Origin of the sequence: Pseudobacter sp. (assembly GCF_051955275.1) — a bacterium.
Lineage (GTDB): Bacteria > Bacteroidota > Bacteroidia > Chitinophagales > Chitinophagaceae > Pseudobacter.
Map to the genome: position 1 here is coordinate 43,739 of NZ_JBQCGW010000305.1, position 26,906 is coordinate 70,644.

Annotated in this window: 17 protein-coding genes; 12 read left to right on the forward strand and 5 right to left on the reverse strand. The window is 47.2% G+C overall.

Going from position 1 to position 26,906, the window contains the following annotated elements:
* The first annotated feature begins 24 nt into the window (after positions 1 to 24).
* The 9 genes from ACTHMC_RS27190 (at position 25) to ACTHMC_RS27230 (ending at position 14,612) form a co-directional block, all read left to right on the forward strand.
* Entirely contained in the window at positions 25 to 1,212 is a 1,188-nt protein-coding gene (locus ACTHMC_RS27190) for a FecR family protein (protein ID WP_440418168.1), read from the forward strand.
* Positions 1,213 to 1,522: 310 nt separating this feature from the next.
* The gene (locus ACTHMC_RS27195; protein ID WP_440418170.1) at positions 1,523 to 4,933 is read left to right on the forward strand and encodes a SusC/RagA family TonB-linked outer membrane protein; all 3,411 of its coding nucleotides are present in this window, start codon (positions 1,523 to 1,525) and stop codon (positions 4,931 to 4,933) included.
* A gap of 11 nt (positions 4,934 to 4,944) precedes the next feature.
* A complete protein-coding gene (locus tag ACTHMC_RS27200) occupies positions 4,945 to 6,378 on the forward strand; it encodes a RagB/SusD family nutrient uptake outer membrane protein (protein WP_440418172.1) in 1,434 nt (477 codons plus the stop codon).
* 28 nt (positions 6,379 to 6,406) lie between these two features.
* Positions 6,407 to 7,168: a hypothetical protein gene (locus ACTHMC_RS27205; RefSeq protein WP_440418174.1), complete on the forward strand. Its 762-nt coding sequence runs from the start codon at positions 6,407 to 6,409 to the stop codon at positions 7,166 to 7,168.
* Between the two features lie 38 nt (positions 7,169 to 7,206).
* On the forward strand, positions 7,207 to 8,133 hold the full coding sequence (locus tag ACTHMC_RS27210) for an ABC transporter ATP-binding protein (RefSeq protein WP_440418176.1): 927 nt from the start codon (positions 7,207 to 7,209) through the stop codon (positions 8,131 to 8,133).
* Positions 8,134 to 8,139: 6 nt separating this feature from the next.
* A complete protein-coding gene (locus ACTHMC_RS27215) occupies positions 8,140 to 10,455 on the forward strand; it encodes an ABC transporter permease subunit (protein ID WP_440418177.1) in 2,316 nt (771 codons plus the stop codon).
* Positions 10,456 to 10,466: 11 nt separating this feature from the next.
* Complete coding sequence (locus ACTHMC_RS27220; RefSeq protein WP_440418179.1) at positions 10,467 to 11,756, forward strand: MutS-related protein; 1,290 nt, start codon at positions 10,467 to 10,469, stop codon at positions 11,754 to 11,756.
* Positions 11,757 to 11,792: 36 nt separating this feature from the next.
* On the forward strand, positions 11,793 to 13,109 hold the full coding sequence (locus tag ACTHMC_RS27225; RefSeq protein WP_440418181.1) for a MutS-related protein: 1,317 nt from the start codon (positions 11,793 to 11,795) through the stop codon (positions 13,107 to 13,109).
* A 6-nt stretch (positions 13,110 to 13,115) separates the two neighbouring features.
* On the forward strand, positions 13,116 to 14,612 hold the full coding sequence (locus ACTHMC_RS27230; RefSeq protein ID WP_440418183.1) for a S41 family peptidase: 1,497 nt from the start codon (positions 13,116 to 13,118) through the stop codon (positions 14,610 to 14,612).
* 96 nt (positions 14,613 to 14,708) lie between these two features.
* Here ACTHMC_RS27230 and ACTHMC_RS27235 read toward each other — a convergent pair whose 3' ends face one another.
* A complete protein-coding gene (locus ACTHMC_RS27235) occupies positions 14,709 to 16,643 on the reverse strand; it encodes a hypothetical protein (RefSeq protein WP_440418185.1) in 1,935 nt (644 codons plus the stop codon).
* Between the two features lie 227 nt (positions 16,644 to 16,870).
* Here ACTHMC_RS27235 and ACTHMC_RS27240 point away from each other — a divergent pair, with 227 nt between their 5' ends.
* From ACTHMC_RS27240 to ACTHMC_RS27250, 3 genes are all read left to right on the forward strand, one after another.
* Positions 16,871 to 18,820 carry a hypothetical protein gene (locus tag ACTHMC_RS27240; RefSeq protein WP_440418187.1) on the forward strand — a complete coding sequence of 650 codons (1,950 nt, stop codon included), beginning with the start codon at positions 16,871 to 16,873 and terminating at the stop codon, positions 18,818 to 18,820.
* Between the two features lie 14 nt (positions 18,821 to 18,834).
* Positions 18,835 to 19,281, forward strand: a complete 447-nt coding sequence (locus tag ACTHMC_RS27245; protein WP_440418189.1) for a hypothetical protein — start codon at positions 18,835 to 18,837, stop codon at positions 19,279 to 19,281.
* Positions 19,282 to 19,664: 383 nt separating this feature from the next.
* Positions 19,665 to 20,000, forward strand: a complete 336-nt coding sequence (locus ACTHMC_RS27250; protein ID WP_440418191.1) for a hypothetical protein — start codon at positions 19,665 to 19,667, stop codon at positions 19,998 to 20,000.
* Positions 20,001 to 20,258: 258 nt separating this feature from the next.
* On the opposite strand, the gene bglX is transcribed toward ACTHMC_RS27250, so the two are convergent.
* From bglX to ACTHMC_RS27270, 4 genes are read right to left on the reverse strand one after another with little or no spacing between them, the layout of a single operon-like run.
* Positions 20,259 to 22,499 (reverse strand): beta-glucosidase BglX, encoded by a 2,241-nt coding sequence (gene bglX, locus ACTHMC_RS27255; RefSeq protein ID WP_440418193.1) that lies wholly within the window; start codon positions 22,497 to 22,499, stop codon positions 20,259 to 20,261.
* Between the two features lie 15 nt (positions 22,500 to 22,514).
* Positions 22,515 to 23,777 (reverse strand): glycoside hydrolase family 26 protein, encoded by a 1,263-nt coding sequence (locus tag ACTHMC_RS27260; RefSeq protein WP_440418195.1) that lies wholly within the window; start codon positions 23,775 to 23,777, stop codon positions 22,515 to 22,517.
* Positions 23,778 to 23,829: 52 nt separating this feature from the next.
* A complete protein-coding gene (locus ACTHMC_RS27265; protein WP_440418196.1) occupies positions 23,830 to 25,143 on the reverse strand; it encodes a DUF1735 domain-containing protein in 1,314 nt (437 codons plus the stop codon).
* 40 nt (positions 25,144 to 25,183) lie between these two features.
* On the reverse strand, positions 25,184 to 26,905 hold the full coding sequence (locus ACTHMC_RS27270) for a RagB/SusD family nutrient uptake outer membrane protein (protein ID WP_440418198.1): 1,722 nt from the start codon (positions 26,903 to 26,905) through the stop codon (positions 25,184 to 25,186).
* Position 26,906 lies beyond the last annotated feature (1 nt).

The window sequence follows — 26,906 nt, forward strand, 5'->3', positions numbered from 1 at the left end:
CACTGTCGTTTTACATTATCAACCATGAATACTACACAATTCGATAGTATCGTATCGCTGCTTAAAAAACGCCTGCAGGGGCCATTGACCACTGAAGAAACAGTGCAGTTGGAGCAATGGCTTGCCGAAGCTGAAGAGAACAGGAGCATGCTTCAGAAACTGGATGACCCTGCGGTGATTGCCCGGGAAATGCAGTTGATAACCGGGGCAGGGGAGAGCATCTATGCCAAAATACAGGAACAGATCCCTGAGCTGGCGGGGCCCGTAGCTGATGAAGCTGCTCCACGGATCCCATTCCTGCGCAGGGGCTTTATGAGATATGCTGCTGCGGCGGTGGTAGTATTGGGAATAGGAACATATATATGGCTGAACCGTAGTGAAGGCCCAACTCCTCACCAGGTAGTATCAGCAACCACTGATTCCACCATTACCCCTGGCAGATCCGGCGCCATCCTCACTTTGGCGGACGGCTCGCAGGTTGTGCTGGACAGTTTGAATAATGGCTCACTGGCACAGCAGAACGGTTCAGAAGTGATCATGCAGGATGGCCGCCTTGTTTATGATCCTGCAGCAGCGGGCAAAACAGAGGTGCTCTATAATACCATGACCACTCCAAGAGGAAGACAATTCGAGATCACGCTTCCTGATGGTTCCCATGTATGGCTCAATGCAGCCAGCTCCATCCGTTATCCCACCGCGTTCACCGGTACTATAAGAAAAGTTGAACTGGATGGCGAAGCTTATTTTGAAGTAGTGAAGAATGCGAAGCAGCCCTTCATTGTAGATGCACGGAAAAAATCTGAAATAGAAGTACTGGGAACCAGTTTCAATGTAAGTGCCTACAAGAATGATAGAAGCCTCAACACTACTTTGATCGATGGCTCCGTAAAAGTGAACGGTACCGTCATCAGACCCGGGCAGCAAGCCCAGGTAACAGATATGGTGCGGGTTGTAAACAATGCAGATACGGATAAGGTGATGGCCTGGCAACGCGGCTTCTTCAATTTTGAAGGCGCTTCACTGGAAGAAGTGATGAAGCAGATCGAACGCTGGTATGATATTGAAGTAGTATATGCCGATGGAATTCCTGCAATAGAATTTGGTGGGGAGTTTACCCGGAATATGTCGCTCAGCGGTGTGCTGATAGCCCTTGAGAAAGCAGGGATCCGGTACAAACTGGAAGGAAGAAGACTGATAGTGCTGCCTGAATAAATACATTAATACCACCTGCCTGGATAAACATCTGAACCTTTCCTCATTGATACTTAGAGCCGGTGCAATTCCGGCAACCATTAAACTTTCCTGATGATTTTTTACCGGGGCCAATAAAAAGCCGGAAGTGTTTGTACCACTCCCGGCAGCAAGTTTCATTGGCTTCAACATGGCGCTTATTCCTTATTGTTCACCAACCAAAACTCCGACTAAAGGTATGCAAAAAATTGCTTCCGGGTCCGGATCCTGTCCGCTTATGCCTTTCGGCCAGCGGGGAAGACTGAGCCCCTTCACCAAAATTCTGCTGGTTATGAAATTAACCGCCCTGCTTATGACCGTTCTTTTCCTGCAGGTACATGCTGCTGGAACTGCACAAAATGTAACGATCTCAGGAAAGGAGATCCCGCTGAAGACCGTATTCACGGCCATCAAACAACAAACAGGTTATGGCATCTTCTACAATAAGGAGATCCTCAACAACACAAAGCCTGTAACACTCTCGGCTTACAATATGCCATTGCAGGAATTGCTGCAACTGGTGTTCAGAGACCAGCCGGTGAGTTTTACCATCCAGGAAAAGACCATCATTCTTTCGCAACGGGAAGTTGCACCGGTTGTTTTTGAAAGACTGATCGTGGATGCGCCTTCCGTGAGGGGGGTGATCAGGGATATGAGTGATCAGGCCCTGGTCAATGTGAGCATCCGGATCAGGGGCACCCAAAAAGGCGTCACCTCCGGCTCAAGCGGAAACTTCTCCATTGAAGTGAAGGATGGAGAAATCCTGGATATATCCGCTGTAGGCTTTGCACCACTTGCTATAAAACTGAACGGAGATCAGTTCCAGGTTGTACCACTGGAAAGATCCGTTACACGCAATATGCAGCCAGACAGTACCGGTAAAATACCTGCCAGTCAACTGTTGGGCGCTAATAAAGAAGGCCTTTTCATCATGATGGCACGCTCCACTTCACAACTGGATGAAGTGGTGATCATTCCTTACGGGCAAACCTCCAAACGTTTTGCCACCGGTAACATCACCAGTATCAAAGCGAAAGATATAGAAAGACAACCTGTGATGAACGTGTTACAGGCGCTGGAAGGAAAGGTGCCCGGCATGACCATCACCAGCCTGTCCGGTAACTCCGCTGCGCCCGTAAAAGTTGAGATCAGGGGAAGAAGCTCCATCAATCCCGGTGCACTGGTTGAGCCGCTCTATATCATCAATGGCGTTCCGCTCACCACGCTCGAGATCGGACCATACACTAAAAGAGGTGATGTATCTACCGGCTCTATCCAGAGCGGCCTGGTGAACACGCCAGGAGAAAGTCCGCTGTTATTCCTCAATCCAAGAGACATCGAGAGTGTTGAGGTAATGAAAGATGCAGATGCTACCGCCATCTATGGTTCCCGCGGCGCCAATGGTGTGATACTCATCACTACCAAAAAAGCAAAGACGGGCCCCACTCGTTTCAATATGACCATCAACAATGGCGTGACCATGATGCCGAGAAGAATGAAATTGATGAACACGGAAGAATACCTGGCCGTGCGCAGGGAAGCATACCGTAACGACAGGCTGGAGCCTGAAAAAATACTGGCGCCTGATCTTACCATCTGGGACCAGACAAGGTATACCGACTGGCAGCGTGAACTCATCGGTACCGGCAACCTGCTTACCCTGAACGCCCGTTTATCCGGTGGTGTGGCTGGTACTTCCTATAGCCTGTCAGCCAACTACCGTACCCGGAAGGAGATCATGAACAATGGCGGCAAGAATAATGTAGGCGGCCTGCAATTGAACATCAATCATACCGGTCTCAATCAAAAGCTCTCTGTGGATGTGTCCAGCACTTTGAGCCTCTCCGAAATCAATGCATACAGGGTGAGTGAGGTTTCATTCCTTCCTCCCAATGCACCTGCCATCTACGATGAAAATGGTGATTTTAAATGGGAACTCTGGAGAGGACAGTTCGGGACTAATTTCCCGCTGGCTGGACTGAAAAGACCAAGCGAAAGCAAAACCACTTATCTGAATACGTCCGTGAATATCCGATATGAACTTTTCAGGGGGCTTACTGCTTCTACTATTGTAGGGTACAATGTAACGCAGAATAACAATGCCACGTACTCGCCACAGGCATCGATGGACCCTGCATTTTTCGCTATGAGCCAGGCGTATTATGGGAATTCGAACAACAACAACTGGATCGTGGAACCGCAGTTGCAATACACCGCACTTTTCGGCAAAGGCAACCTGAGTGTTATCCTGGGCGCCAATGCCTCCCGTGCGTTTGCCAAAAGCCTCACCACACTGGCCATGGGCTTTCCTAACGACAATATGATGAAGAGTGTGAACAATGCATTGATCAAGGAACCCAGAGATGCATGGGGCGAATATAAACAACACGGTGTGTACAGCATCATCAATTTCCGCTGGGACAATAAATATATTCTTAACCTCAGTGCCAGAAGGGATGGTTCTTCCAGGTTCGGTCCAGGCAGCCAGTTCGGGAATTTCGGATCGGTAGGACTTTCATGGATCGCGTCTGAAGAAAAATGGATACAGAACTTCCTGCCTGATTTTGTGAGCTTCCTCAAATTTCGTGGCAGTTATGGGGTAACCGGAAAGGATGCAGGTGAGGATTATGGTTATATCACGCGCTGGGCAAGCTCTTACGACCTCAATGGTTACGACAGGATATATGATTACAATGGGGGCCGTGGTTTCAGTATAGCCAGGTCCATCAACCCGGAATATGGCTGGGAGTCTGCCAACAAACTGGAACTGGCTTCCACCATCTCTTTCTTCAAAGACAGGCTGAGCGTTGATCTGTCGTGGTACCGGAACCGCATCGGTAATCAGATCACGCCTGTGAACACTCCTTCATATACCGGCTGGCCTTCAGTAACGGCTAACTGGGATGCAGTAGTTCAGAATTCCGGGCTGGAACTGAACGTCACCGGTCGCGTATTGAATACCAAAGACTGGACTGTTTCCGTGAATGCCAATTTCAGCAGGAACCGTAACAAGCTGCATTCCTATCCCGGGCTCGAATACTCATCATATGCTTCCACTTACAAGGTGGGTAAACCACTGACCACAAGCTACCTGTTCCGCTATACGGGTATTGATCCGCTAACCGGCAGTTACACTTTTGAAGACCGCAACAAAGATGGATGGGTTTCGCAGGGCTTCGGACAAGTACCGGTTAATGAGGAAGACGACAGGTACATCGAGTTCGACCGCGCCATCAGATGGCAGGGCGGATTTGGCGCCACTGCTAATTATAAGAACTTCTCCCTCTACCTGAATTTCGTTTACAAGAAACAGCCCGCGCAGGATCCCTTCCTCAACCTGATGGTAGGTACTATGGTGAATTTTGAAATGCCTGATGAAATTAAGAACAACCACTGGCAGCAACCCGGAGACCAGGCTATTTATCCGAGGTACACTACAGGCGGTATCCTCGGTCCGTTTTCCAATTCCGATGGGGCCTGGGTAGATGGTTCTTACCTGCGGTTGAATACACTCAGCATCAGTTATGACCTGCCGGCCAGGTGGATGAAAAAGATAAAAATGAATGGATGCAGGTTCTCTGCAGATACGCAGAACCTGTTCGTGATCTCTTCTTACAAAGGCATCGATCCGGAAGTGCAGAGCCTGCTGGGTGCAACGCCATTGTCAAGAGTCATCAGCACATCCCTCACCTTTAACTTCTAAAAAACGGTAATATGTATACGAAAAGAATTATAACCCCTGTACTCTTCATCATATTGCCGGCGGTATTGCTCATCAGTTGTAAGAAACTGGTTGAGATCGACGGACCGGTGGATACCATCACCACCAAACAGATATTTGCCAGCAATAAAGAAGCTGAATGGGCTGTGACAGGTTTGTACAGCAAACTGATCAATGGTTTTTTCAGCGGAAACTATACCGTAGTGGCTGAAGCGAATTATTCTTCGGGGCTATGCACCATCCTGGGCGGTTTGTCATCCGACGATCTGCAACCTCCTGCGAACACCGTGGACTACAGGTTCGTGAGCACCAATAATCTCAATATTTTCCAGGCCGGCATCACGGTGCCTCTCTGGACCACGGCGTACAAATCTATCTTTGATGCCAACGCCATCATAGAAGGAATAGCAGCATCGGAAGGGCAATACCTGACAGACAGCGCCCGCAGGCAGCTCACCGGGGAAGCGCTCTCCATCCGTGCCTTTGCCTATTTCTACCTGGTGAACTTTTATGGCGGATTGCCGCTGGCACTCTCTCCCGATTTCAACAAAACGGCCAGCCTTAGCCGCAGTCCGGTGAACAAAGTGTACGAACAGATCACCGCCGATCTGAAACAGGCCATCCCTTTGTTGCAAACGGATTATGCCGCCGGTAAATCGGAGCGCGTTCGTATCAACAGGTGGTTTGCCGAAGCCTTGCTCGCGAGGGTCAGCCTCTATTCCGGCGATTACCAGCAGGCCATCACCAGCGCCGGTGCTGTAATAGGTCATACGCAGTTGTATTCTCTGGAAGACCCGGCCAACGCTTTCTTCAACACCAGCAAAGAAGCCATCCTGCAACTGAAGCAAACTTTTGAAAGTGGGTATGGTTATGCCACTCCGGAAGGATACCGTATCAGAACCACGTTTACATTGCCTGAGAGCCTGATAAACAGCTTCGAGGCAAATGATAAAAGGAAGATATCCTGGACACGCTTTGAGAATAATAACTGGTATCCCGACAAATACAAACTCGGGCCATACAATGCGTATAACAACATGAATGAATATTATGTGGTGATGCGCCTGTCTGAGCTCTACCTGATCCGTGCAGAAGCCAGCATGCTGCTCTCTGCATCCAATACCACCAGCGCCATCAATGATCTGAATGAACTGAGAGGAAGGTCCAATGCCACGCTGTTTCCTGATGACCTTACGGCTGCGCAGGTAACGGAAGCTATTGCCAGCGAGCGCCGGCGGGAGTTATTCGCGGAATGGGGTCATCGCTGGCTGGATCTGAAACGTACGGGTAAGGCCACGGAAGTGCTTTCTGCAATTTCATACAAACAGCCATGGAAGGGAGATTACCAGTTGCTTTACCCCATCCCGGTAAATGATCTCAGGGACAACCCGAACCTGAAACAGAACGAAGGGTATACCAACCTGTAAACAACTCCATCGTTAAAAAAAAGAAACTATGAAAGTAATATTCATACATCACCTCAAACACAGGCAGTGTTTCATTTTACTGCTGCTTGCTGTAGTACTGATGAGCGCCTGTACCAAACAGAAAACACCGGAAGGAAATCCGGCCACTATATTTTTATTCAATGCCCTCGAGAACGGTACAATGGTAAGAGCAAATCTCTCAGGCAGTCATCCCATCAAATACATCACGGCATTGCCGCTGCAGGCCCGTAACTATAGTAAGGTTTATTCGGATCTGGCCGTTCAGCCCGTTGCCTTCTTTGCATCGGCTGACACGATGCCCGCTGATGCGCCTGTCTGGAGTGGTGATCTGCCTTTGGAGAGAGGGAAGATCTACAGCCTCTTCATTGTGAACGGATCGAATAAAGGGGAACATGTTTTCCAGGAGGAAAATGTTCCCGGCTTCAAAGCAGACAGTGTTACCTACATGCGCTTCGCAAATATGGGCAATGGACCTGCAATCAGCGTGAACATCAAAGGGCAGCCCAATGGCTCACTGGTGAACGGTCTTAACTTCAAGGGGATTTCATCTTATGCAGAAATTCCTATGAACAGTACTGTCAACAATATTACGTATCAGGTGCGAAATGCGGCCACCGGTGATCTGATAGCGGAACATACCACCATTGATATGAACCTCTATATCAATGGCAATTCCTACCTGCACAGGGCTATCACACTGGTGCTTACCGGCAAACCCGGGGGAACAGGCCAGGATATGCAGCGGCTCACCCCCGTTTCTTACCAGTAACAATAACCCATAACCGATTTCATAAAGAACAGATCCATATGAGTACATTATTAAAAGTAGAAAACCTTTCCCACCGGTACTCCGCCTCCTGGGCCATCAGGGATATCAATATCGAGATCAACCAGCGCGGTGTGGTAGGTTTGCTCGGCTCCAACGGAGCCGGCAAATCCACCACTATGAATATCATTTGTGGCGTGCTGAACCAGACTGAAGGAGAAGTATATGTGAACGGCATCAATAAAAGAGAGGATCCCAGGGGCGCTAAAAGGCAACTGGGGTTCCTTCCCCAAACACCGCCGCTGTACGCGGACTTCACCGTGAATGAGTACCTTACCTATGCGGCCACACTTCGTTTCATTGAAAAGACCAGCATTAAAAAAGCGGTGGACGAAGCCATGGATAAAACTGGCATTACCCATTTCAGTTCAAGGCTGATCAAAAATCTCTCCGGTGGTTACAAGCAGCGGGTAGGTATTGCGCAGGCCATCATCCATAAACCAGCCATGGTAATACTGGATGAGCCCACCAACGGACTCGATCCCAACCAGGTGATAGAAGCGAGAAAACTCATCCGCGAGATCGCCACTGACCACCTGGTTCTGCTGAGCTCTCACGTACTGAGCGAGATCAACCTGCTTTGCCGGGAGATCATCATGATCGAAGGTGGAAGAATTGTGTTCGCTGATTCCATGGATGCATTCAACAGCTATGCACAACCGCAAACCGTATTGGTGAAAATGGATAATATGCCCGCAACAGCTGAACTGCTGAAGATCCCCGGCATCACCAAAGCAGAGATCCTTACAGATAACTCCTGCCGCCTGTATTTCAGCGGCAGTTCCGGCATCACGCAGAAAATAATCCTCGCCAGTATTGAAAACAACTGGGCCCTGACAGAGATCAGCCTTGAGAAGTCGCTGCTCGACGATGTTTTCAAACAATTGTCTCACCACTCACAACAATAAATTTCCATGTATATCATATTTAAAGTGGCGCAGGCGGAACTGCGCAACCTCTTCTATTCCCCTATCGCATGGTTGCTGACCGTAGTATTCTTTGTATTGTGCGGTTTTCAGTTTGTGTCACCTATCGAAAACTTCTCCCGTATACAACATGTAATGCTGGATTCCGATCCCAGCTGGCATGGCTTTGACGTAGGGCTGAGCTGGGATCTTTTTGCCGGCAGCTATGGCCAGATGATCGATAAACTCTATCTCTTCATTCCCCTGCTTACGATGGGTATCATCAACCGGGAAATGCAGAGTGGTTCCATCAAACTGCTTTACTCCAGTCCCATCCGCACACGCGATATCGTTTTCGGAAAATACCTGGCATTGGTAGTATTCAATTGCGTATTGCTGCTTTGCGTGGGAATACTCCTTTTCACCGGTTATTTTTCCATCCTCAATCCGGAGTGGAAATGGTTCCTGTCCGCTATGTTTGCCATTTTTCTGCTGGCCAACACCTATGCAGCGATCGGGCTCTTCATTTCCGCCCTCACCAATTACCAGATAGTGGCCGGTATCATCACCTTTGTGGTGTTCTTTATCCTGTACGCTATTCAGGGGCTCTGGCAACAGTATGATTTTATAAGGGACCTCACCTGGTTCCTTTCTATTTCAGGAAGAACGGGAAGTATATTATATGGCCTTATCACCACACGCGATATTGCTTACTTCATCCTGATCACTGCGCTCTTCCTGGCCTTTGCCCTGATAAAACTGAAGAGTACACAGGAGTCGAAGCACTGGCGCGTTTCTTTTTTCCGGTACCTGGGCTGTTTTATGGTGGTGCTTGCATTGGGGTATTTAAGTTCACGCCCGGGATACATCGGCTACCTGGATATCACCGAAAGGAAACTCAATACCCTGCATCCGGCAACACAGGAAGTAGTGAAGGAACTGGATGGTTCTCCCATTACCGTAACCCTGTATACCAACCTGGTGGGAAAGAACCTGAGAGCGGGGATGCCCGATGCACGCAATAATTACGTATGGAATTTCTGGGATAAGATCGTGAGATTCTATCCTAATGTCGATCTGAAATATGAGTATTACTATGATGTAAAGGATGGAGACAGTTCCCTGATGAATTATTTCCGTGTAAAAGACCTGGATTCGGGAGCGGCCAAGTTTGCGGAATACGCAGGAGTGGATTTCTCCTTTTTCCAGAAACCGGCTGACATGAGAAAGAAGATAGACCTGAGCGGAGAGGATTACGGACTGGTAATGCAGGTGGAATACAAAGGAAAGAAGGAATTTCTCCGGACTTTCCCGGATGCGGAAATATGGCCGAGCGAGAACCATGTTTCGGGCACCATCAGAAGACTGACCCGCAGCGCGGTACCGGAAGTGGTATTCACCACAGGCCATTACGAAAGAAACCCGTATAAAGGAGGGGAGCGTGAATATGCAGGACATACCACTGATAAAGGTACCCGGCTGTCTCTGATCAACAAAGGTGTGAACATCGATACTGTTTCCCTGTTGCATAATGATATTCCTTCCAAAACAGATATCCTGGTAGTGGCAGATCCCAAGTCGGCATTTGAGCCCGCCGAACAAAACAGGATCATCAACTGGCTGCAACAGGGCAGGGACGCTGTATTCTATGCTGAGCCTGGTAAACAGGAAATCCTGCAGCCTATCCTTCAAACCATTGGTGTAACTGCAGAAAAGGGAATGATCGTTACCCTCAATAAACAGGAAATGCCGCATTATTTTTCTGGTATCCTTACAGATACTGCCATCTGGCTGGCAAAAGAAGATCCATTGTTCATGGTACAGAATGGAGCGGATATGCAGTTAGTGGTTAACAACGTAGGCAGTGTGAACCTGAACTACGAGGCCATCGATGGTTTTCATATTGAACCGATCCTCAACCTGCCGGGCAGGAAAGACAGATGGATAGAGAAGGGCATCCTGGTGGTGGATTCCGCAGCACCGGTCTTTTCAGCGGAAGAAGGCGATGTTAAACTGGACAGGTATATCACGGGCATCAAGATGTACAGGCAGATCAATGGCAGGGAACAAAGGATCATCGTTTCCGGTGATGCGGACTTCATGAGCAACCAGCGTGCTTTTGGAGGCTCCCTTTTCAATGCCGGCTACAGTTGGATCATGAGGAATGAATACCCGGTGTATCATCCGAAGCCTGTTCCCAAAGACAACTTCATGACCGTGAGTAAAGAAACCGGGAAGATCCTGAAACCCATATTCATTTACATTATTCCGTCCATTATAATGCTTACGGGCATCATCCTGCTGATCCGCAGGAAGCGCAAATAAAAAAGAGAGATATGCTATTACACACAGATGAACAAACCATCGAAGATCTCCGGTTATTCTCCAAACGCGATCAGCCTGGCATCTACGATATCTATAACAACACCTCAACCCGTGGAGGCGAAGCAGTGCTGGAGCAAATGTTCCGGCACCCGCTCGCCGACCGTGATGCCATCATGCGCAGGGCAAGAATACTGAGCGCATTTGCTGCCTCCGGTGCAAAATTCCCTTTCCAGGGAGGTATGCTGGATACGGTGGAAAAATATATGTCGCAGGCCAATGAGCAAACAGATGGCCATAAACCTGTGATGGGAGAAAAAGAGATCAGCAACGGCGTCAGCGGAGTGATTACCCTGATGCATTCCGTGAAGTCATTTACAGAAGATGGGGAGATCAGGAATATACCTGAGCTCTCCGCCGAAAGGAAGCTGATCATTGAATTGCTCGCCGATCCTGTGTTCACACCGGTTTTTAATGAGAAACCGGATAATAAACTTTCATTTGGAGCAGTTACCGCTTATGACCTGCTGTTCCGTAACAGGGAGCGTGCAAAACTGAAGCAGATCCTGGATTTTATTTACGATATGGATGTGTATATGTCCGTAGCAACGGTTGCCAGTCAGCGGAAATTCGTATTCCCGTCGGCACACCCTAAAAGAACAGGCATTCTGAAACTGGAAGGTGTTTATCACCCGGAACTGAAGAAGCCTGTGCCCAATAGTTTGACCATGGATCATCGTAAAACAGTGGTGTTCCTTACAGGTGCAAACATGGCGGGTAAATCCACTTTCCTGCGCAGTTTCAGTACAGCGCTCTACATCGCGCATATGGGGTTCCCTGTAGCGGCCAGTGCGATGGAATTTTCCGTGATGGATGGTCTGTATACTACTATCAACCTGCCTGATAACTTAGGCATTGGTGCCAGCCATTTCTATGCGGAAGTATTACGGGTAAAAAAGATGGCTGCAGAACTGAGTCTGGGCAGGTCTCTCTTTGTGTTATTCGATGAATTGTTCCGCGGTACCAATGTAAAGGACGCACATGAAGGAACCGTGGCTATCACGCATGCATTTGCGGGAAGGAAGGACAGCATGTTCATCATTTCGTCCCATATCGTGGAAGCCGGTGATGCCCTGCGGCAGAAACCCAATATAGGTTTCCATTACCTGCCAACCCGCATGAACGGCACCACGCCCGAGTACACGTATACATTGGAAGAAGGCATCACTGATGATCGCCATGGCATGATCATCATCAGGAATGAAGGCATCCTGGAAACATTGAAAAACGGTAAGAAAGCGTAAACCGCAGCGTGTGCACACTTTGATAAAAATCAGACTATGAGTTTCAATATAGACAGGCAATCCCAGGAAGAATTGAACCTGCCCGGAAAATTCCGGCAGGGTTCCGTGTACAATCTCTTCAATACCGTGAAAACGCGCGGTGGAGAACAGTTGCTGGATGAACTGTTCAAAAAACCTCTCACGGATGAAACCAGCATCAATGACCGAACTGCTATCTTCCGGTTCTTCCAGGAGGCCCGGTTGAGCTTCCCTTTTGATGTGCAGCAGTACACGCTGATGCGTGAGTTCTGTGATGCAGGCAACGGAAGCGGATTACCCGCTACTTACTTCAATACTATATTGAAGAAATCACTTTCCGTGATCACGCGCGATGAACGTTATAAGGCCATCATCCAGGGCTTGCAGGCCACCATCGTTACCTTGAAAAAATGTTATGGCTTCGTGATCACCCTGCATTCCTTAGGCGGACCATTTGCTGAACGCGTGAGTGCTATCAAAAAGATCCTCGATTCGCCTGAATTGCAGGACCTGCTGAACATAGATATCTATCGCAGCATTTCTCTGGGGTCCATTGCCCGTTATGATCACCTGCTGCGCAACAGCCAGAACAATAATATCAATGAGATTATCAGATTCATTGCAGAAGCCGATGTGTACATAGCAGTGGGTAATGTGGCCGCCAGCAGGGGCTTCACCTATGCGAAAGCATTGCCGCGCACTGCCAACTGTTTCCATGCTATCGATCTTAAACATCCCTGCATCAGCAATGCTGTGGGCAATGACCTTGACATGAAAGCCGGCAGCAATATGATCTTCCTTACGGGAGCCAATATGGCTGGCAAATCCACCTGGATGAAATCGATCGGCATTGGTATGTACCTGGCGCATATAGGGTTTCCCGTGGCTGCGAAGCAGATGGAATTTTCCATTAGAGAAGGCATTTATTCCAGCATCAACGTAGCTGATAATATCGGGCTTGGTTACAGCCACTTTTATGCAGAAGTGGTGCGGGTGAAAAACGCGGCAGATGCCACAGCCACGGGCAAGCACCTGCTGCTGATGTTTGATGAGCTTTTCAAAGGCACCAATGTAAAGGATGCTTATGATGGCACACTGGCAGTTACGGAAGCATTCGCTGAATATAAGAACTGTCTGTTCATTGTTAGTACCCATATCATTGAGGTAGGAGAGGTGTTAATGAACTTGAGTAATGTTCAGCTCACCTATATGCCTACTGTGATGAAAGGGGCGGTTCCTCAATACACTTATAAACTGAAACGCGGTATTACGGAAGACAGACAGGGTATGATGATCATCCGTAATGAAGGCATCCTGGAGCTAATCAATAATTAAAAAGCCATGAATACTATATTCAAATTCAGTTTTGGTGCAGCGTTGCTTTCTATGGCAATGACTGTATCGGCACAAGACAAAAGCTTCACCAAATTCTCTAAACAGGATCTGATCGATGATATGAAGTTAGCGATGGAAATCCTGAAAAAGCAACACCCCAATCCTTATAAGTTCATCGACTCTGTTTCTTATCAGAGAAAATCGGATTCTCTGCTGCGGAAAATGGAAGAGCAGTCTGATGTATTTGCCTGCAACCAGTATTCGCCTTTAGGCCTGCTGCGCGACGTTCACACTAATCTTGCTTATTCTGATGAGAGCAGCCGGGATATGTACAGTAAGATAAGATTTCTTCCCTTTCCTGTGATCATTGAAAGGGATAAGATGCTGGTGAATGCAAAAGGACTGCAACTGCCTTTCGGTTCAGAGATCATCAGTATAAACGGGCTCAAAACAGAAGAACTGATCCGTTTCGCCACCAATCTCAGTTACAGCGATGGCTGGATCAATACCGGAAACGACAGGAGTTATGCTGATTTTCAGACCCGTTTCAGCCTGCGAAATGTACAACAGGAAAATCATGAGGTTAGTTTCCTGGCTCCCGGCAGCAAGAATATAAAGAAAGTAACTATGCCTTCAGCCACACCTTCGCAGGCGTTCAATTCAGGCAGGCAGTCGATAATGCCTTTGAACCAGCTGCAAAGGGCGCATTTCATTTACAGCGATTTTCAACCGGCAACGCAGACTGGTATCCTTACCGTCAATTCCTTCAATCTGCAGGAAGCTTATGCTTACAAGGAGTTCAGCGAGTTCTTCAAAGAACTGAACAAGCTGAAGTATAAAAATGTGATCATCGATATCCGCAGCAATGGTGGCGGTAATCCTGCTATCTCTGCACTGCTGTATTCATTCCTCTCGGATAAGTCTTTCCGGAATGAATATAACTACCGTACACGCACCATCGATATGAGCTATGCTGAATATGCGGTAGCGCAGGGCAGGAGGATGAGCGAGGAAGATATCAGCAATAACAGGAATTTCCTGTATCAGCGTTTTGATAAAGACAGTACTTCCGGATTCTACATCGGCAATGCGCGACTTAAAGAAGGACAACTGGAAAACTTCCCACCTGATAAAGATGCTTTCAAAGGAGATGTATATGTTCTCACGGGTGGTGGCACCGTTTCTGCCGCCACTTATTTTGCAGCACTCGTGCAACGTAATAAAAGAGGGCTGATCGTGGGCAAGGAAACCGGAAGTGGCGAGCAATCCACTACTGCGGCCTGGTTCCTGACCTATCAACTGCCGAAGACCAGGAGTATACTCACGGTGCCCATGTCTGAATTGTATTTCTTCAATTCCAGCAGTGATAATGGCCGCGGGGTATTGCCCGACAGATCAATGCCCATCGAAAAATTTGTGGGTTATGTCCGGGAAAGCCAGGACCCGGAAGTGACTTATACATTGGAACTGATCAGCAATAAAAATAACGCACCGGGAAAGTAACAGCCATGAACAGATAAGCCTTAGCCTGATCCCGTTTCAGTGAATACAGCCCCTGATCTCCCGTTGATCGAAGGGGCTGTATTGTTAAACAGAGCCTTACCAGCTTTTTATTTTCATATGTGACGCACAGTTGCCTCTGCCGGATTGTGCGTTTCCGAAGAATTCCCCGTTATTGTTGATCATGGTTCCCAGTGCAGATGTGCATAGTTTTTTACCGGGCGCCAGGATCGGTACTTTTCTGTAAGTGATATTATTCCCGTTCCTGATATATACCCACTCATATTTGTTGTTCATGCACATGATACAGGCTGCATCGCCACTGGCATCATTGGCCTGGCCACCTACCAGGTGTGGAATGAATTTGGGTACAGCAGTAATGGGTGTGCCGTTTTCCTGGAGGTATTTTACACTGAGGCTAGTGGTGGCTTCAATGATCTCTCCTTTGCCAGAAGCGCCGTGTGGACGCATGCCTACGCCCCGGCATAAATAATGTGCTACGGTGCTGTTGAGATCATCTGCTGCACTGTAGGGTAATTTTTTGATCAGGGCCATACTGTCGTATAGTTTCATGATACCAACAGTATTTATATTTATCACATCCGAGTTCCTGGTTGTTTTAAAATCCGACGCCGGAAGTATTTCTCCTTTTACATTACCCGTGTTTTTGGGTTTCAGGTAGAGGCCATACTGGCTGCCGGTTTTATGCGTCATGCTGTTTGCATTGAATATGCGCGACTCATCCATCTCATCCGCATAACAGATGACCGGGGCTATATTGGTGAATGAAGAAAAAAGCGAAATGCCTTCCGTGAAGAGCGGCATGTTCGCTTTGTCTACCCGTATTCCCAATTCCTGTAGTCTCGGACTGAGCCGCATGAATACGCCTTCAGACTGTACACCCCTGTATTCTTCATAAACAGATAATCCATCACCCTTTTCGGGTGAGCCAGGTATTATTTCGTTATCATCCGTTTCATTCGGATTTCCATTTGCATCCAGCCACGCTTTAGCGATTTTACTGCCGGCCTTTCTGTAGGGATAGGGAATGGATGTAGGGCCTCCCGGCTTTCCATAATGTCCTTTTATTTCAGAACCGTCTTCCATAATGGCTTTCACTTCAAGGGTAGTATATCCGCCTCCATCAAATGAGGCGATATAAAAGCCGCCTGATTTTCCATCTTCACTGGGAATCGTGAATTTTTGTCCATCGAAGTAAGGAGCCATTTTCACTTTCTCGGTCATCAGAGACATATCGTATGCTCCCTGGAGCATTGATTTGGTTGGATAGTTGATGGTAACTCCAGGTTCTCTGGAAGTATTCAGCAGTTGTACAAAGAATTCTTTTGCTTTAACATCCAGCGGCTTCCCGTCTTTCCGCCTCAGCTCCAGTCCAACTGCAATTACATTTCCAAAGTTCTTTTCATCTTTTCCGGGTTCCGGCATCCAGGTTTCATATTCCGGGCTGAGGACCAATAGATCAGGAGGCATGGTTCCGCGAGTGAAATGCCAAATATACGTTTCTATGCTGGAGCCACCTTCCACAGGTACTTTGGTGGTTTCCTCGCCGGATAGAACATGAATATCTTCGCCTCTTTCTTTATGCTCCAGCTGGAAAACGGTTTCTCCCATTCCGAAAACTTTTTTGGAGATACTGCCATCGTTATTGATATCCATCATCCCCTCAACATAGGGTACAGCCATCAATATGTCGTAATATTTTCCGTCATTCGATAAGGTCAATGCCAGTTCTGTATATTCAGCGTTGTAACAAACTCCTCTTTCAGTATAAGAGCCTGCGTTCTTATAGGCAATTCTTCTGTCCACAGAATAGGAGACAGATGCTTTTCCATATCCTTTCGTGATGCTGATATCTATGGTGTAAGTTGTTTTGCTTCGGCCATCACTGTTTTCGCTATCTGTAGTTCTGATAAATTTTGCTGTTCCGCTCCATTCTTCAGCGTTTGCAGCTATTTGCGTAAAACCGCAAAAAGGCATTAATCCGAATATGAGAATAAAAAGTTGTTGTTTCATTGCCAGTATAACTTATTAATCTTCAAAAGTAAATAGTGATAATTCGTTACAGGTTTCCGGTTCACCCAAAGTGTGTACTAGTTTGCTGAACTGTTGGTATACATTGCTAAGGAAATAGGTCAAAATAGTTTTCCCTTGCTTTGGGGGATGCCCATCCCGGCAAACGTAGTATGATCATACCCGATTGATCAGTTGGATAATTTATCATTAACCTAAATCATTGTCATATGAAAAAAAGGAAACTTTCCTTTCTTGCGGCCATGCTATTGCTTTGCCTGCACCTGTTTGCAACAGACAGGCATGTGTATGCTCCCGCTTCCATTCAGTCCCGTATCGATTCCTGCAGCGCAGGCGATAAAGTAATCGTTCATGCTGGAACTTATAACCAGGCACTTGTAATTGCCAGTAAAACGGGTATTACATTGACCAGTGCAGGTGATGGCACGGTTACCATTGCGGGCAATGGCAGTTCCGTACATACCATTTATGTGGAGAACTGCAGTAACCTCACTATTTCCAATTTAACTGTCAAGAACAGCCGTAAACAGGCCTGGTCAACAGGCATCACTGTTATCGGTGCTGGCAGCGGTATTACAATTTCCGGTAACAAGGTTACGGAGATCTCCTATGTGAATAAAAGCTGGGACCCCACTGATAATCCCGGTGGCAGTGGAGTTGGGGCCAATGCCATTGCTGTGATTGGCGATAATGCTTCCTCATCACTTACCAATATTTCTGTTATCAATAATGAAGTGAGCTATTGCATCACCGGTTGGAGTGAGGGAATTGCATTCAAGGGCAATGTAACCAATTTCAATATCGAAGGGAATAATGTGCATCATATCACCAATATCGGGATCGATGCATTAGGGTTGGCGGATTATCCGAATATCAGTACCAATAACCAGCCGTCTAACGGAACCATTAAGAACAATATAGCTAACAATTGTATTTGTAACTATACAGACAATGGTGCTATTTACGCAGATGGAGCTATAGATGTTCTGATCAGTAATAATAAAGTGTATAACAATAAGTATGGCATCACCATTGGATGCGAGAACCAGATCAATAAGCCGAACGCGAATTCCACCGGTATACATGTAAGGAACAACCTGATCTACAATAATTCCCTGGCAGGCATTCAGTATGGCTCTAATGGCGTGAATAATGGAAGTACGGAGGGTATGGTCACTTACGGTTCTATAACGGGTAATACGCTTATCAAAAATGCCTCTTCCAGTCAGTGGGCCAGTGAGATAGTACTGCAGAATGCAAACAATATCGATGTGTTCAGCAATGTGGTGTATGGAAGATATACGCAGATGTTCACATATGGTTCGGGGGCATCAACTATCAACTGCCGCGCTAATATTTATCATAACAGTACCGGTTCTTTTTCTACCAGCCAGTATGTTAGTGGCAGTTGGACGGGTATAAACCTGGCCAGTTTCAAAACTCTCACCAATGATAACGGCACAGATCAATCCGTGTTTACAGACCCGCTGATCACCAGCGCCAGCGAAACCAGCCCTGATCCGCATCTCACCGGAAGCTCTCCCGGTATCAATGCAGGAAAAATAGGGTTTACGCCATTTACGGGAGAAGTGGATTATGACGGACAGGCAAGGCTGATCGGTTCCCGTGTTGATATTGGTGTGGACGAAACCGGAAGTGCCTCCAGACTGGATCCATGTCCGTCCATTACAATAAATGGAAATTTGTCAGACTGGAGTGCCATAACAGCCATTGCTACCGCCAGCGGCCAGACCTCACTGAGCCTGAAGATGACAAACAACTCGCAATCGATCTTCTTCGGAATAGCAGGTAGCGGCATGGATAATACGCAATACCAGATATTCCTTAATACAGATAATAATACTGCAACCGGTTACCAGGATGCTGCGTATTCCAATTCCGGTGCGGATTACCTGATAGAGAATGGCGCGTTGTACAGGTATACAGGCTCAGGTGGCTGGTCCTGGACCGGAGTGACTGCAACAGTGACTGTGAATAAATCGCAGACGGTAACGGAACTGAGCATCAACAGATCTGCGTTTACATCTTTAAGCAGTACGATAGGTGTGAGTTATAAAGATATGAGTAGTTGGGTAACACAGTCTAAACTGCCGGCTTCAGGTGGATATACCAGCTTTGAATTCATCGATTGTCAATAATTAAACTGAGTAAAATGAAAAATATAATAATGCTTTTAATGGTAATGCTTTCCCTTTTTTCCTGTAAGAAGAACGGGGGAGAACTCAATAAGATTGATATGAATGATATGGCAGGTAACTGGTCTGCTGCTTATTTGAATAAATCAATGCAGGTGAAAATAGATGAAGCGCAAAACTTCAGTCTCAGTTTGCCAGTGGTTGTTAAGAAGGAGAGCAATGCTGCGCCGGTGGAGTTGAATATATCTTTGAAAGGGATTTGTTTCCGGGAAGATGCCGGGTATGTACTGAGGATTGATGGGTTGGCTGAAAATAAAGCTGGAAGTGGCAGTCTTGAAGAAATGAAGAATCTGGTTTATCAATCACTGGAAGGTATGCAGGTTGAAATGAAGCAAAATGGTAGTGGAGAACACATGAAATCAGCAAGGCTCTCCGCTGAAAATGGAAAGCTGCTGATACATTGATTATAGCAAGTTTGAGTTTGAAGATAAGTGACAACGAGGTTAGCCGTACTTGGCTAGCCTCTTTTTATATTGGATCCTTTTTCAGTCACATTTACCACTTTCAAAAACTATATTCGGCAAAAAAAATAATGGTAAATTGCTGATAAATAACATGTTAAGGGAGTGAAGGAATTTGGGCCGTAATAACGGATGTAAAATTTTACCCACTTTCCCTGACAACCGGACGCTTACTTATCCTCATCTTTGTAAATCAATCAATAACAAGTATGAAAAAAACTACTCTGGTTGTTCTGTGCCTTTTGGTGTTATCAGTGTGCGCTTTTGCCCAAACTTCCCCTCTTGATTCACTCGCCGCAGTGAAAAAAGAACAGCAAATCCTGAAAATGAAAGAACGGATCATTGAGTATAGAACCGATTCCCTTAAAGTGGCAACAGACCTTCAGGAAAAACGAATTGAGCTTAATAAACTGAGAGCTGAATCGCAGAGCCTGGCTGATAAGAATTATGAGCATGCACAAAATCTCCAGCGCGATGCCCATAGCAAAGCTGCTTCCAGAAGAGCGGATAAAGCCAGCAGCGCCGCCAGGAAAGCCGCTAAAAGAGTAAGGAAGGCTGAAAGCTCCGTGAACTCATCTGAGAAAAAACTCAAAAAACTCAGAAAAAATATCGAGAAAGAAGAAAAAAGACTTCAAAAACTTACAACTCCAACCAGCAAATAACAGCTGTTCTTGATAAGACAGCATTCCCTGTTGGCGAAAACCGGGCAGAAATTTACTGGAAAAGCGTTACAGCGACTTTACCGACTGGAACCGTTTACCGGCTATGGGAAGGGATTTATTTGCCAATCTGTTCTGGAGCTTTTAGATTTCAGATCACTGGTGGAGGTCAGGCTTTTTTAATAAACAGCATTACATAAAAAGGCCCCTGATAGATTTTCAGAATCCATCAGGGGCGCTTTTGCGCTATCCCCGTGTCAATTATTTCAGCCGGAATTTTGCATTTAGAACATCTCTTGAATTACCGCCAACAAAGACTTCGAAAGTACCGGCTTCCAGTACGCTATTCCCGGATCCATCAAAAAAAGAAAGATCTTTCCCTGTAAGAGTAAACTGAATCACCTTTGATTCTCCTTTTTTCAACATCTCCTTTTTGAAACCTTTCAACTCTTTTACAGGGCGGATCAAAGATGCAGTAACGTCATTGATGTATAACTGGGCTACTTCTTCTCCATCATATTCACCATCATTTGTGATTGTAACCTTCACCTTTATGGTGCCGGTTTTTGTCATGCTGCTATCGCTCAGCGTCAGGTTGCTGTATGTGAAATGAGAATAGCTCAAACCATAACCAAACGGATATAACGGATGATTCTCAACATCCCGGTACCGGCTGTACCAGTTGCCATTGCCATCCGTAGGGTTGGGGCGGCCTGTTTTGAAATGATTATAGTAAACAGGGATTTGTCCGGTTGCTTTTGGAAAGCTCATCACTGTTTTGGCGGACGGATTGTATTCTCCTGTCAACACCTGTGCGATGGCGTTGCCACTTTCAGTGCCTAAGATCCAGGTGTAAAGAATTGCATCACAGAGATCCGTGATATCCGTGAGGATCATCGGACGGCCTGCTGATACTACGGCTATCACCGGTTTGCCGGTTGTTTTCAATGCTTTCAGTAATGCAACCTGATTGGGTGGAATGGCTGTATTAGCCAGGGCCCTGTCTTCCCCTGCGAGGTCTCCGGAGAGACCGATATTCACTACCGCAACATCAGCAGCACGGGCACGCTCCACGGCCTCTGCGATCAATACCTGATCCATAGTGGCCGGATTGACGGTATAACCTGCACTGAAACTTATGTTTGATTCGCCGTAAGCAGCAGTCAAACCTTCTTTCAGAGAAACTGCATCCAGCGGATTACCCTGGCCTTTCCAGAAATCAAACATATGTGCTTTGTCATTTGCATAGAGTCCGATCAACGCCAGTTTGCGGCCATCTTTTTTCAGCGGTAGTGTTTTGCTGTCGTTCTTCAACAGAACTACAGATCGCTTTGCAGCTTCCAGCGCCTGTTTCCTGTTTGCTGCGTTGAATAAAGTAGCGGTTTCTCTTTCTTCGTTACAATAAGCATAAGGATTATCAAAGAGGCCAAGCTTGAATTTGTAGTAGAGTATTCTGCCCACTGCATCATCCACCTGCTTCATGGTTATTTTTCCTTCCTTCACCAGTTCAGGAAGGAACTTAACGATAGCATTCGTTTCCATATCCATCATGCTGCCTGCGGCAAGGGCTTTGAAGGCTGCATCTTTATTGTCGGTGGCATAACCCCAGTTCACCATTTCCCCGATAGAGTTCCAGTCGCTCACCACAAATCCTTTAAAGTTCCATTTGTTTTTCAGCACATCCGTTACCAGGTATCTGTTTCCGGTAACGGGGATGCCTTCAAAAATATTGAACCCGTTCATTACAGAGGCAGCGCCCGCTTCGACGGCGGCTTTGTAAGGAGGAAGGTATTTGTTCCATAATGCTTCGCGGGAGAGATCGGTATATGCATATTCTTTACCGGCTTCTACAGCGCCATAAGCTGCAAAGTGTTTTACACAGGCAAGAATATGGTTAGAGTCCAGGTTGCCCTGAAAGCCTTTTACACGCGCTGCAGCGAGCTGTGCGCCTAACCAGGGATCTTCACCAGCGCCTTCCATAACACGGCCCCAGCGTGGGTCTGTGCTGATATCTGCCATCGGTCCGAAGGTCCAGTGAACACCTGCGGAAGACGTTTCATTGGCGGCAACAATATGATTGCGCTCCACCTGCTCCAGATCCCAGCTGCAGGCTTCTGCCAGTGGAATAGGGAAGATGGTCTTATATCCATGCATCACATCATATCCGAATAACAATGGGATGCCGAGTCTGCTTTGCATGGCTGCAGCCTGTACCTGGCGGGTTTTTGCTGCACCCACCACGTTCAGCATGGAACCAACTTTTCCACTTTTGATGGATTCCAGTTTATATTTCCAGTCGGCATTGCCGGAAGCTGGACCTGTATTCAGATCACCTGCCCACTGATTCAATTGCCCGGCTTTTTCTTCAATGGTCATTCGCTTCAGCAGGTCCTTTACGCGCTCTTCTGTTTTTATATCATTGCGCTGGTAGGCTGCTTTCTTTGCTGACTGGCCGAAGGCCGTTGTGCAAACCAGCAAAGCAAAGGGTAAGATCCTCATCATGTTTCTCAATTGTTTTTATTTTATTATTCCTCCTAAGGTACGGTCGGTCAGCACGCGAGAATTACCCAGACCGGCTTTGAAAGCATCGGTGTTGCCGGTGTTATCGGTAAATCTCCAGTCGGTTTCCTTGTTGATATTGAACCATACAAAGAAGCGGACCTTCGTGAAGTTGTTTTCCAGCTGATAGAACATATCGTTCAGCCAGGCCGCTTTATCGCCACCGGTTGAAGAACTTCCCATCTCTCCGATGAAGAGAGGTTTATCGGGATGGTTGGATGTTATCCAGCCATATACATTTCCGAACAATTCTGAAAAACTCTGCCACCTGGACCATGATTGTGAGGTTCCGAAATTATATCCATCCATGGCAATCAGGTCAACATAGGCATCACCGGGATAGTAAGTATCCAGTGTCTGCGGATTGTTGGTGCCATTGGCATTGTTGGGGCACCATACCCAGCGGGCATTGGTTGCGCCCGCCGCTTTCATTTTATCATGCACATACCTGAAGGCCTGTACATAAGTGGATGATGGGACCAGTGTGCCGTTGAAGATGCTCCAGGGATACCAGTCGCCATTGAACTCATGTGCAAAACGAAGCAGGATGGGTTTGCCGAATGCTGCAATAGATTGCGCATACTTTTCTATATCGCTATCGTATTTGCCGGAGGTGAGCTCGGCCAGTCCCATCATGGGCTCCAGGGTGATATAAGGGAGGTAACCTGCTGCATCTGCGTTATTGCAGAATGCGATGGGGAAGTCCCTGCTGCCGGTCTCATTCCAGAGATTGAACATCATCACGGTACTCGGCTTCTTTCCGAATCCGTCATAGAACGACATGGGTGTGCCTGAGTCATCGAAGAAACCCCAGAACATTTTTGTAGTGGTTTGCTGTTCCGCTACTTTGATGCTTGCTGTTACTGACTTGCCTCCGAAAGTCAGGTCAAAACGGGCATTGCCTGCTGCACCGGGCGTGCCTGCGATACTGTAAACAAGATGTCCGATGCCGCGCTCCAGCACGCCTTTCTGTAACACTGCTTTCAGCCCCGTAACATTGCTGGAGGGTATTTCATTACCTGCCTCAAATGCTGCGCCGTTCCCTCCTGAATAGGAAATGTACATTTTTCCTGTAAAGGCAGTACCAGCCACAGGATCGGAAGACACTACCACGGCAGTTCCGTTCAGTAACTGTACTTCGGGTGTTGATGGTGTTGCGGCGCTCTTGTTGCAATTGGATGCACCGAGCCCAACCAGCACGGAAAGAAATAGTTTTATCATAATTACGGGTGTTATTGCTGCTTTCATTTTCAAATCTTGCTTCCTTGAATAACTATTTTACAAAGAGGATATCATCGAAATAAACCACTTCATTATTGGGCACATTCCAGTTGTTCAGTCTCCAGCCGAACTTCCTGAATGAATTTCCTTTACTCCACATTGGCTTGCCGGCAGTGGATCCGATAGGGATCTTGTAGTAGGTCCAGGTAGGAGAAACGATGATTCCCACTCCCGCGAAATCATTTCCATACCCTTCGGGCATACCATCGCCCATCAACGACATCTGGATGCCTTCGTTCCCTGTTCCATTAGTGGTGCTCCTGGCCCAGAATGTGATGTACTGGTAATTGTCATCAACAAAGTTCATGGAGTTCACAAGCCCGCCGGGAGAGTAGTTGTTGCCAAAGTAGGTGATGGCCAGCGAACTGGTACCACGTTTGGAAACCGTGTTGGAGATGGCTTTGGAAGAACCATAATCATCACCATCATTATTGGGGCCGATATTGGTGCCATAATTCTCGGTGAATACCTGGTAGGCGTTGTTTACATTGGTCAGTTCAAATGCGGATTGTGTTGTGCCGAATGGCGTTACCAGATCCACTTTGCTCCTGTTGATGGCATCCATGGCGGGCATGGTGACCACTAAACTGGTAGCGGTTTGCGATACAATGGGAATGTTGATAGTGGTGCCCGAGAAATTAAGCGCTGTTACTTTATCCAGGTTCTGACCACTGAAGGTTACCGTTACGCCTTCGGTTACATTCAATTCTGATGTGGCTGTTGCGGAAGGGAACAGGCCGTTTATATTCAGGTCAACAATAGTAGTGGCCCTTGCTTTATCGATGGTATACCTGCTGGCGTTGGTGAGCTCCACCGCCAATACCAGGTGCTTGCCCAGGTAAGCAGGATCAACGATCACACTGTTGTCCACTGCAAGGTAGAAAGTGGTTGCGCCATTTTCCGGCACTTCCAGTTTTGCTGGAAGGGTGAATGCGGAAGCCGGCATGGCCACATAGTCAGGGCCGAATGTTCCGTTGGTAAGCAGTTGCTGCAGTGTATCGTTATTCACTCTTATATCAACAGTATAAGATCCGGTTGAAGTGCCGGACAGTGCAGCACCCAGTATGATATTCACTTTTCCATTCTTTTCGTCCACCACATAATTGAAACCGGTGGGACTGGTGCCATTGGAAGAACTGGGTACGGGATAAACCGCGTTGAGACCCAGCGATACGTTCACGCTCTGCGGCATGTAAATAAGGGAATTCCCATATTCTTTGGCCGAGTCGTCCTTTTCACAGGAAGGCAGGAGCCATGATACGGCTAATGCCATCAATATCGAAGCTGTTGTTTTTGTAGCGTTCATAACCAAATTTTTTTAGTTGCTTTTACAAATCGTGTGACCGTTACCAGCCTGTATTCTGTATCAGCGCTCCATTTGAAATATTGATCTCAGATTGCGGGAAAGGGAAGTAGTTCATCTTTGGTGCGATGAATACCCTGTTCTGCACATTCCTGGGCGTGTAAGTGAATACACCGGGACTGCTCTGGTTCACTTCAACACCTGTTACCGGTTTGTTCTGAACGGTAACGGCATCGCCCCAGCGAACGAGGTCCCAGTATCTGTAATTTTCAAAAGCCAGTTCTATCCTGCGCTCATGTTTTACGGCGTCTCTGAATGCTGTCTGTGCTGTTGCGGTGGTGGCCGGCATGTTCACACCTGGTCTGGCGCGCACCATATTCAAAGCCTGACGGGCAGTGAGCCCGGTACCATTATCGTTATCCGGACCGTATGCTTCATTCATCGCTTCGGCATATACCAGTAACAGTTCCCCGTAACGGAATACAGGCCAGTTATGAGGGTTGAGGGCATTGTTGACGAGGTCAACATTGTCATTCAGGAATTTCTTCAGGTAATAACCTGTTTTGCTGGCGTTGACCCTTGTTCTGTCGTCACTGCCGCCGGGTGCCTGGTTGATCATGCGGCCATTCCAGCTGCTTCCATTGGTTACAATGCTTGATTCCAGTCTCGGGTCCCTGTTGGCATACGGATTACCCGGTACAGGAGCGCCGGTATATTCATATGCTTTTACCAGGTCATCAGTAGGCGTGATGCCGCTATTACCGCCGGGTGTGGCAATGGGATAGTTGACGCGCTCCAGGTCATTGCTGGCCGGGTACCTGATGGCTAATATGGTTTCATTGCTCAGAATGGTATTGTTGCTGAGGAAGTAATTCCGGTAGTTAGGATCAAGACTGTTCTTACCGCCTGCGTCATCCGTGCGTTGTGCAAATACAACCGCTTCGCGGGCTGCAGCAGCGGCGGCCTGCCATTTAGTTGCACTGTTGGCAGGATTATGCAGGGGACTTGCTGCATAGAGCAATACACGCGCTTTCAAAGCCAGCGCAGCGCCAACGGTAAGTCGACCATCCTGGTTTGTAAAGGCAGAGGTTTTCCAGTTGGGCTGTAAATCGTTTTTGTAAGTGTCGATCTCACTGATGATATATGTGACTACTTCATCAAAGCTGGAAGCTGGAATGGCAGGCTTCTCCGATGCTGCATACGTTTTATTGATCAATGGAACACCGCCGTAACGTTTTGCCAGTTCAAAATAGAAGTAGGCACGGAGTACATGTGCTTCAGGAATGGCGCGGGCCATCAGCGCCACATCATTCAGGTAGTTCTGCCTGGTGTCCGCTGTGATGGTATCCCGGTTGGTAGCGAGCAGGGTTCTGTAATCACCTCCGTTTTTTGCCAGGTATTCTAAAAAGAAATTGACAGAATAAATACCGGCGTAATAATGATTGTACCTGTCTGCAGGATTGTTGAACTGGTTCCAGTTGCCATTGTTGAAAAGATAGACATCGCCCACGCCATTGGTCTGTACCGCTTCATCGGTCACGGCGGCGAACAGGTTCCCATCCAGGATGGAAAATTCATTCACCTGCTGGAAATATGCGTAAGGTGCATTGGAGAGTTGGATCAGTGTGGTATAGTTCTCATCCACATTATGCTGGCCAGGCTGCGTATCCAACCTTGTATCCAGGAATGTTTTGCTACAGCCAGTTAGCCCGATGCAAGCCAGGGCTGCGATTGCTATTGATGATCTTTTATATAGTAAGCTCATG

What these genes read in the sequence shown, in the direction of transcription:
- ACTHMC_RS27190 (WP_440418168.1), top strand. Translation starts at nt 25, where the DNA reads ATGAATACTACACAATTCGATAGTATCGTATCGCTGCTTAAAAAACGC.
- ACTHMC_RS27195 (WP_440418170.1), top strand. Translation starts at nt 1,523, where the DNA reads ATGAAATTAACCGCCCTGCTTATGACCGTTCTTTTCCTGCAGGTACAT.
- ACTHMC_RS27200 (WP_440418172.1), top strand. Translation starts at nt 4,945, where the DNA reads ATGTATACGAAAAGAATTATAACCCCTGTACTCTTCATCATATTGCCG.
- ACTHMC_RS27205 (WP_440418174.1), top strand. Translation starts at nt 6,407, where the DNA reads ATGAAAGTAATATTCATACATCACCTCAAACACAGGCAGTGTTTCATT.
- ACTHMC_RS27210 (WP_440418176.1), top strand. Translation starts at nt 7,207, where the DNA reads ATGAGTACATTATTAAAAGTAGAAAACCTTTCCCACCGGTACTCCGCC.
- ACTHMC_RS27215 (WP_440418177.1), top strand. Translation starts at nt 8,140, where the DNA reads ATGTATATCATATTTAAAGTGGCGCAGGCGGAACTGCGCAACCTCTTC.
- ACTHMC_RS27220 (WP_440418179.1), top strand. Translation starts at nt 10,467, where the DNA reads ATGCTATTACACACAGATGAACAAACCATCGAAGATCTCCGGTTATTC.
- ACTHMC_RS27225 (WP_440418181.1), top strand. Translation starts at nt 11,793, where the DNA reads ATGAGTTTCAATATAGACAGGCAATCCCAGGAAGAATTGAACCTGCCC.
- ACTHMC_RS27230 (WP_440418183.1), top strand. Translation starts at nt 13,116, where the DNA reads ATGAATACTATATTCAAATTCAGTTTTGGTGCAGCGTTGCTTTCTATG.
- ACTHMC_RS27235 (WP_440418185.1), bottom strand. Translation starts at nt 16,643, where the DNA reads ATGAAACAACAACTTTTTATTCTCATATTCGGATTAATGCCTTTTTGC.
- ACTHMC_RS27240 (WP_440418187.1), top strand. Translation starts at nt 16,871, where the DNA reads ATGAAAAAAAGGAAACTTTCCTTTCTTGCGGCCATGCTATTGCTTTGC.
- ACTHMC_RS27245 (WP_440418189.1), top strand. Translation starts at nt 18,835, where the DNA reads ATGAAAAATATAATAATGCTTTTAATGGTAATGCTTTCCCTTTTTTCC.
- ACTHMC_RS27250 (WP_440418191.1), top strand. Translation starts at nt 19,665, where the DNA reads ATGAAAGAACGGATCATTGAGTATAGAACCGATTCCCTTAAAGTGGCA.
- bglX (WP_440418193.1), bottom strand. Translation starts at nt 22,499, where the DNA reads ATGATGAGGATCTTACCCTTTGCTTTGCTGGTTTGCACAACGGCCTTC.
- ACTHMC_RS27260 (WP_440418195.1), bottom strand. Translation starts at nt 23,777, where the DNA reads ATGATAAAACTATTTCTTTCCGTGCTGGTTGGGCTCGGTGCATCCAAT.
- ACTHMC_RS27265 (WP_440418196.1), bottom strand. Translation starts at nt 25,143, where the DNA reads ATGAACGCTACAAAAACAACAGCTTCGATATTGATGGCATTAGCCGTA.
- ACTHMC_RS27270 (WP_440418198.1), bottom strand. Translation starts at nt 26,905, where the DNA reads ATGAGCTTACTATATAAAAGATCATCAATAGCAATCGCAGCCCTGGCT.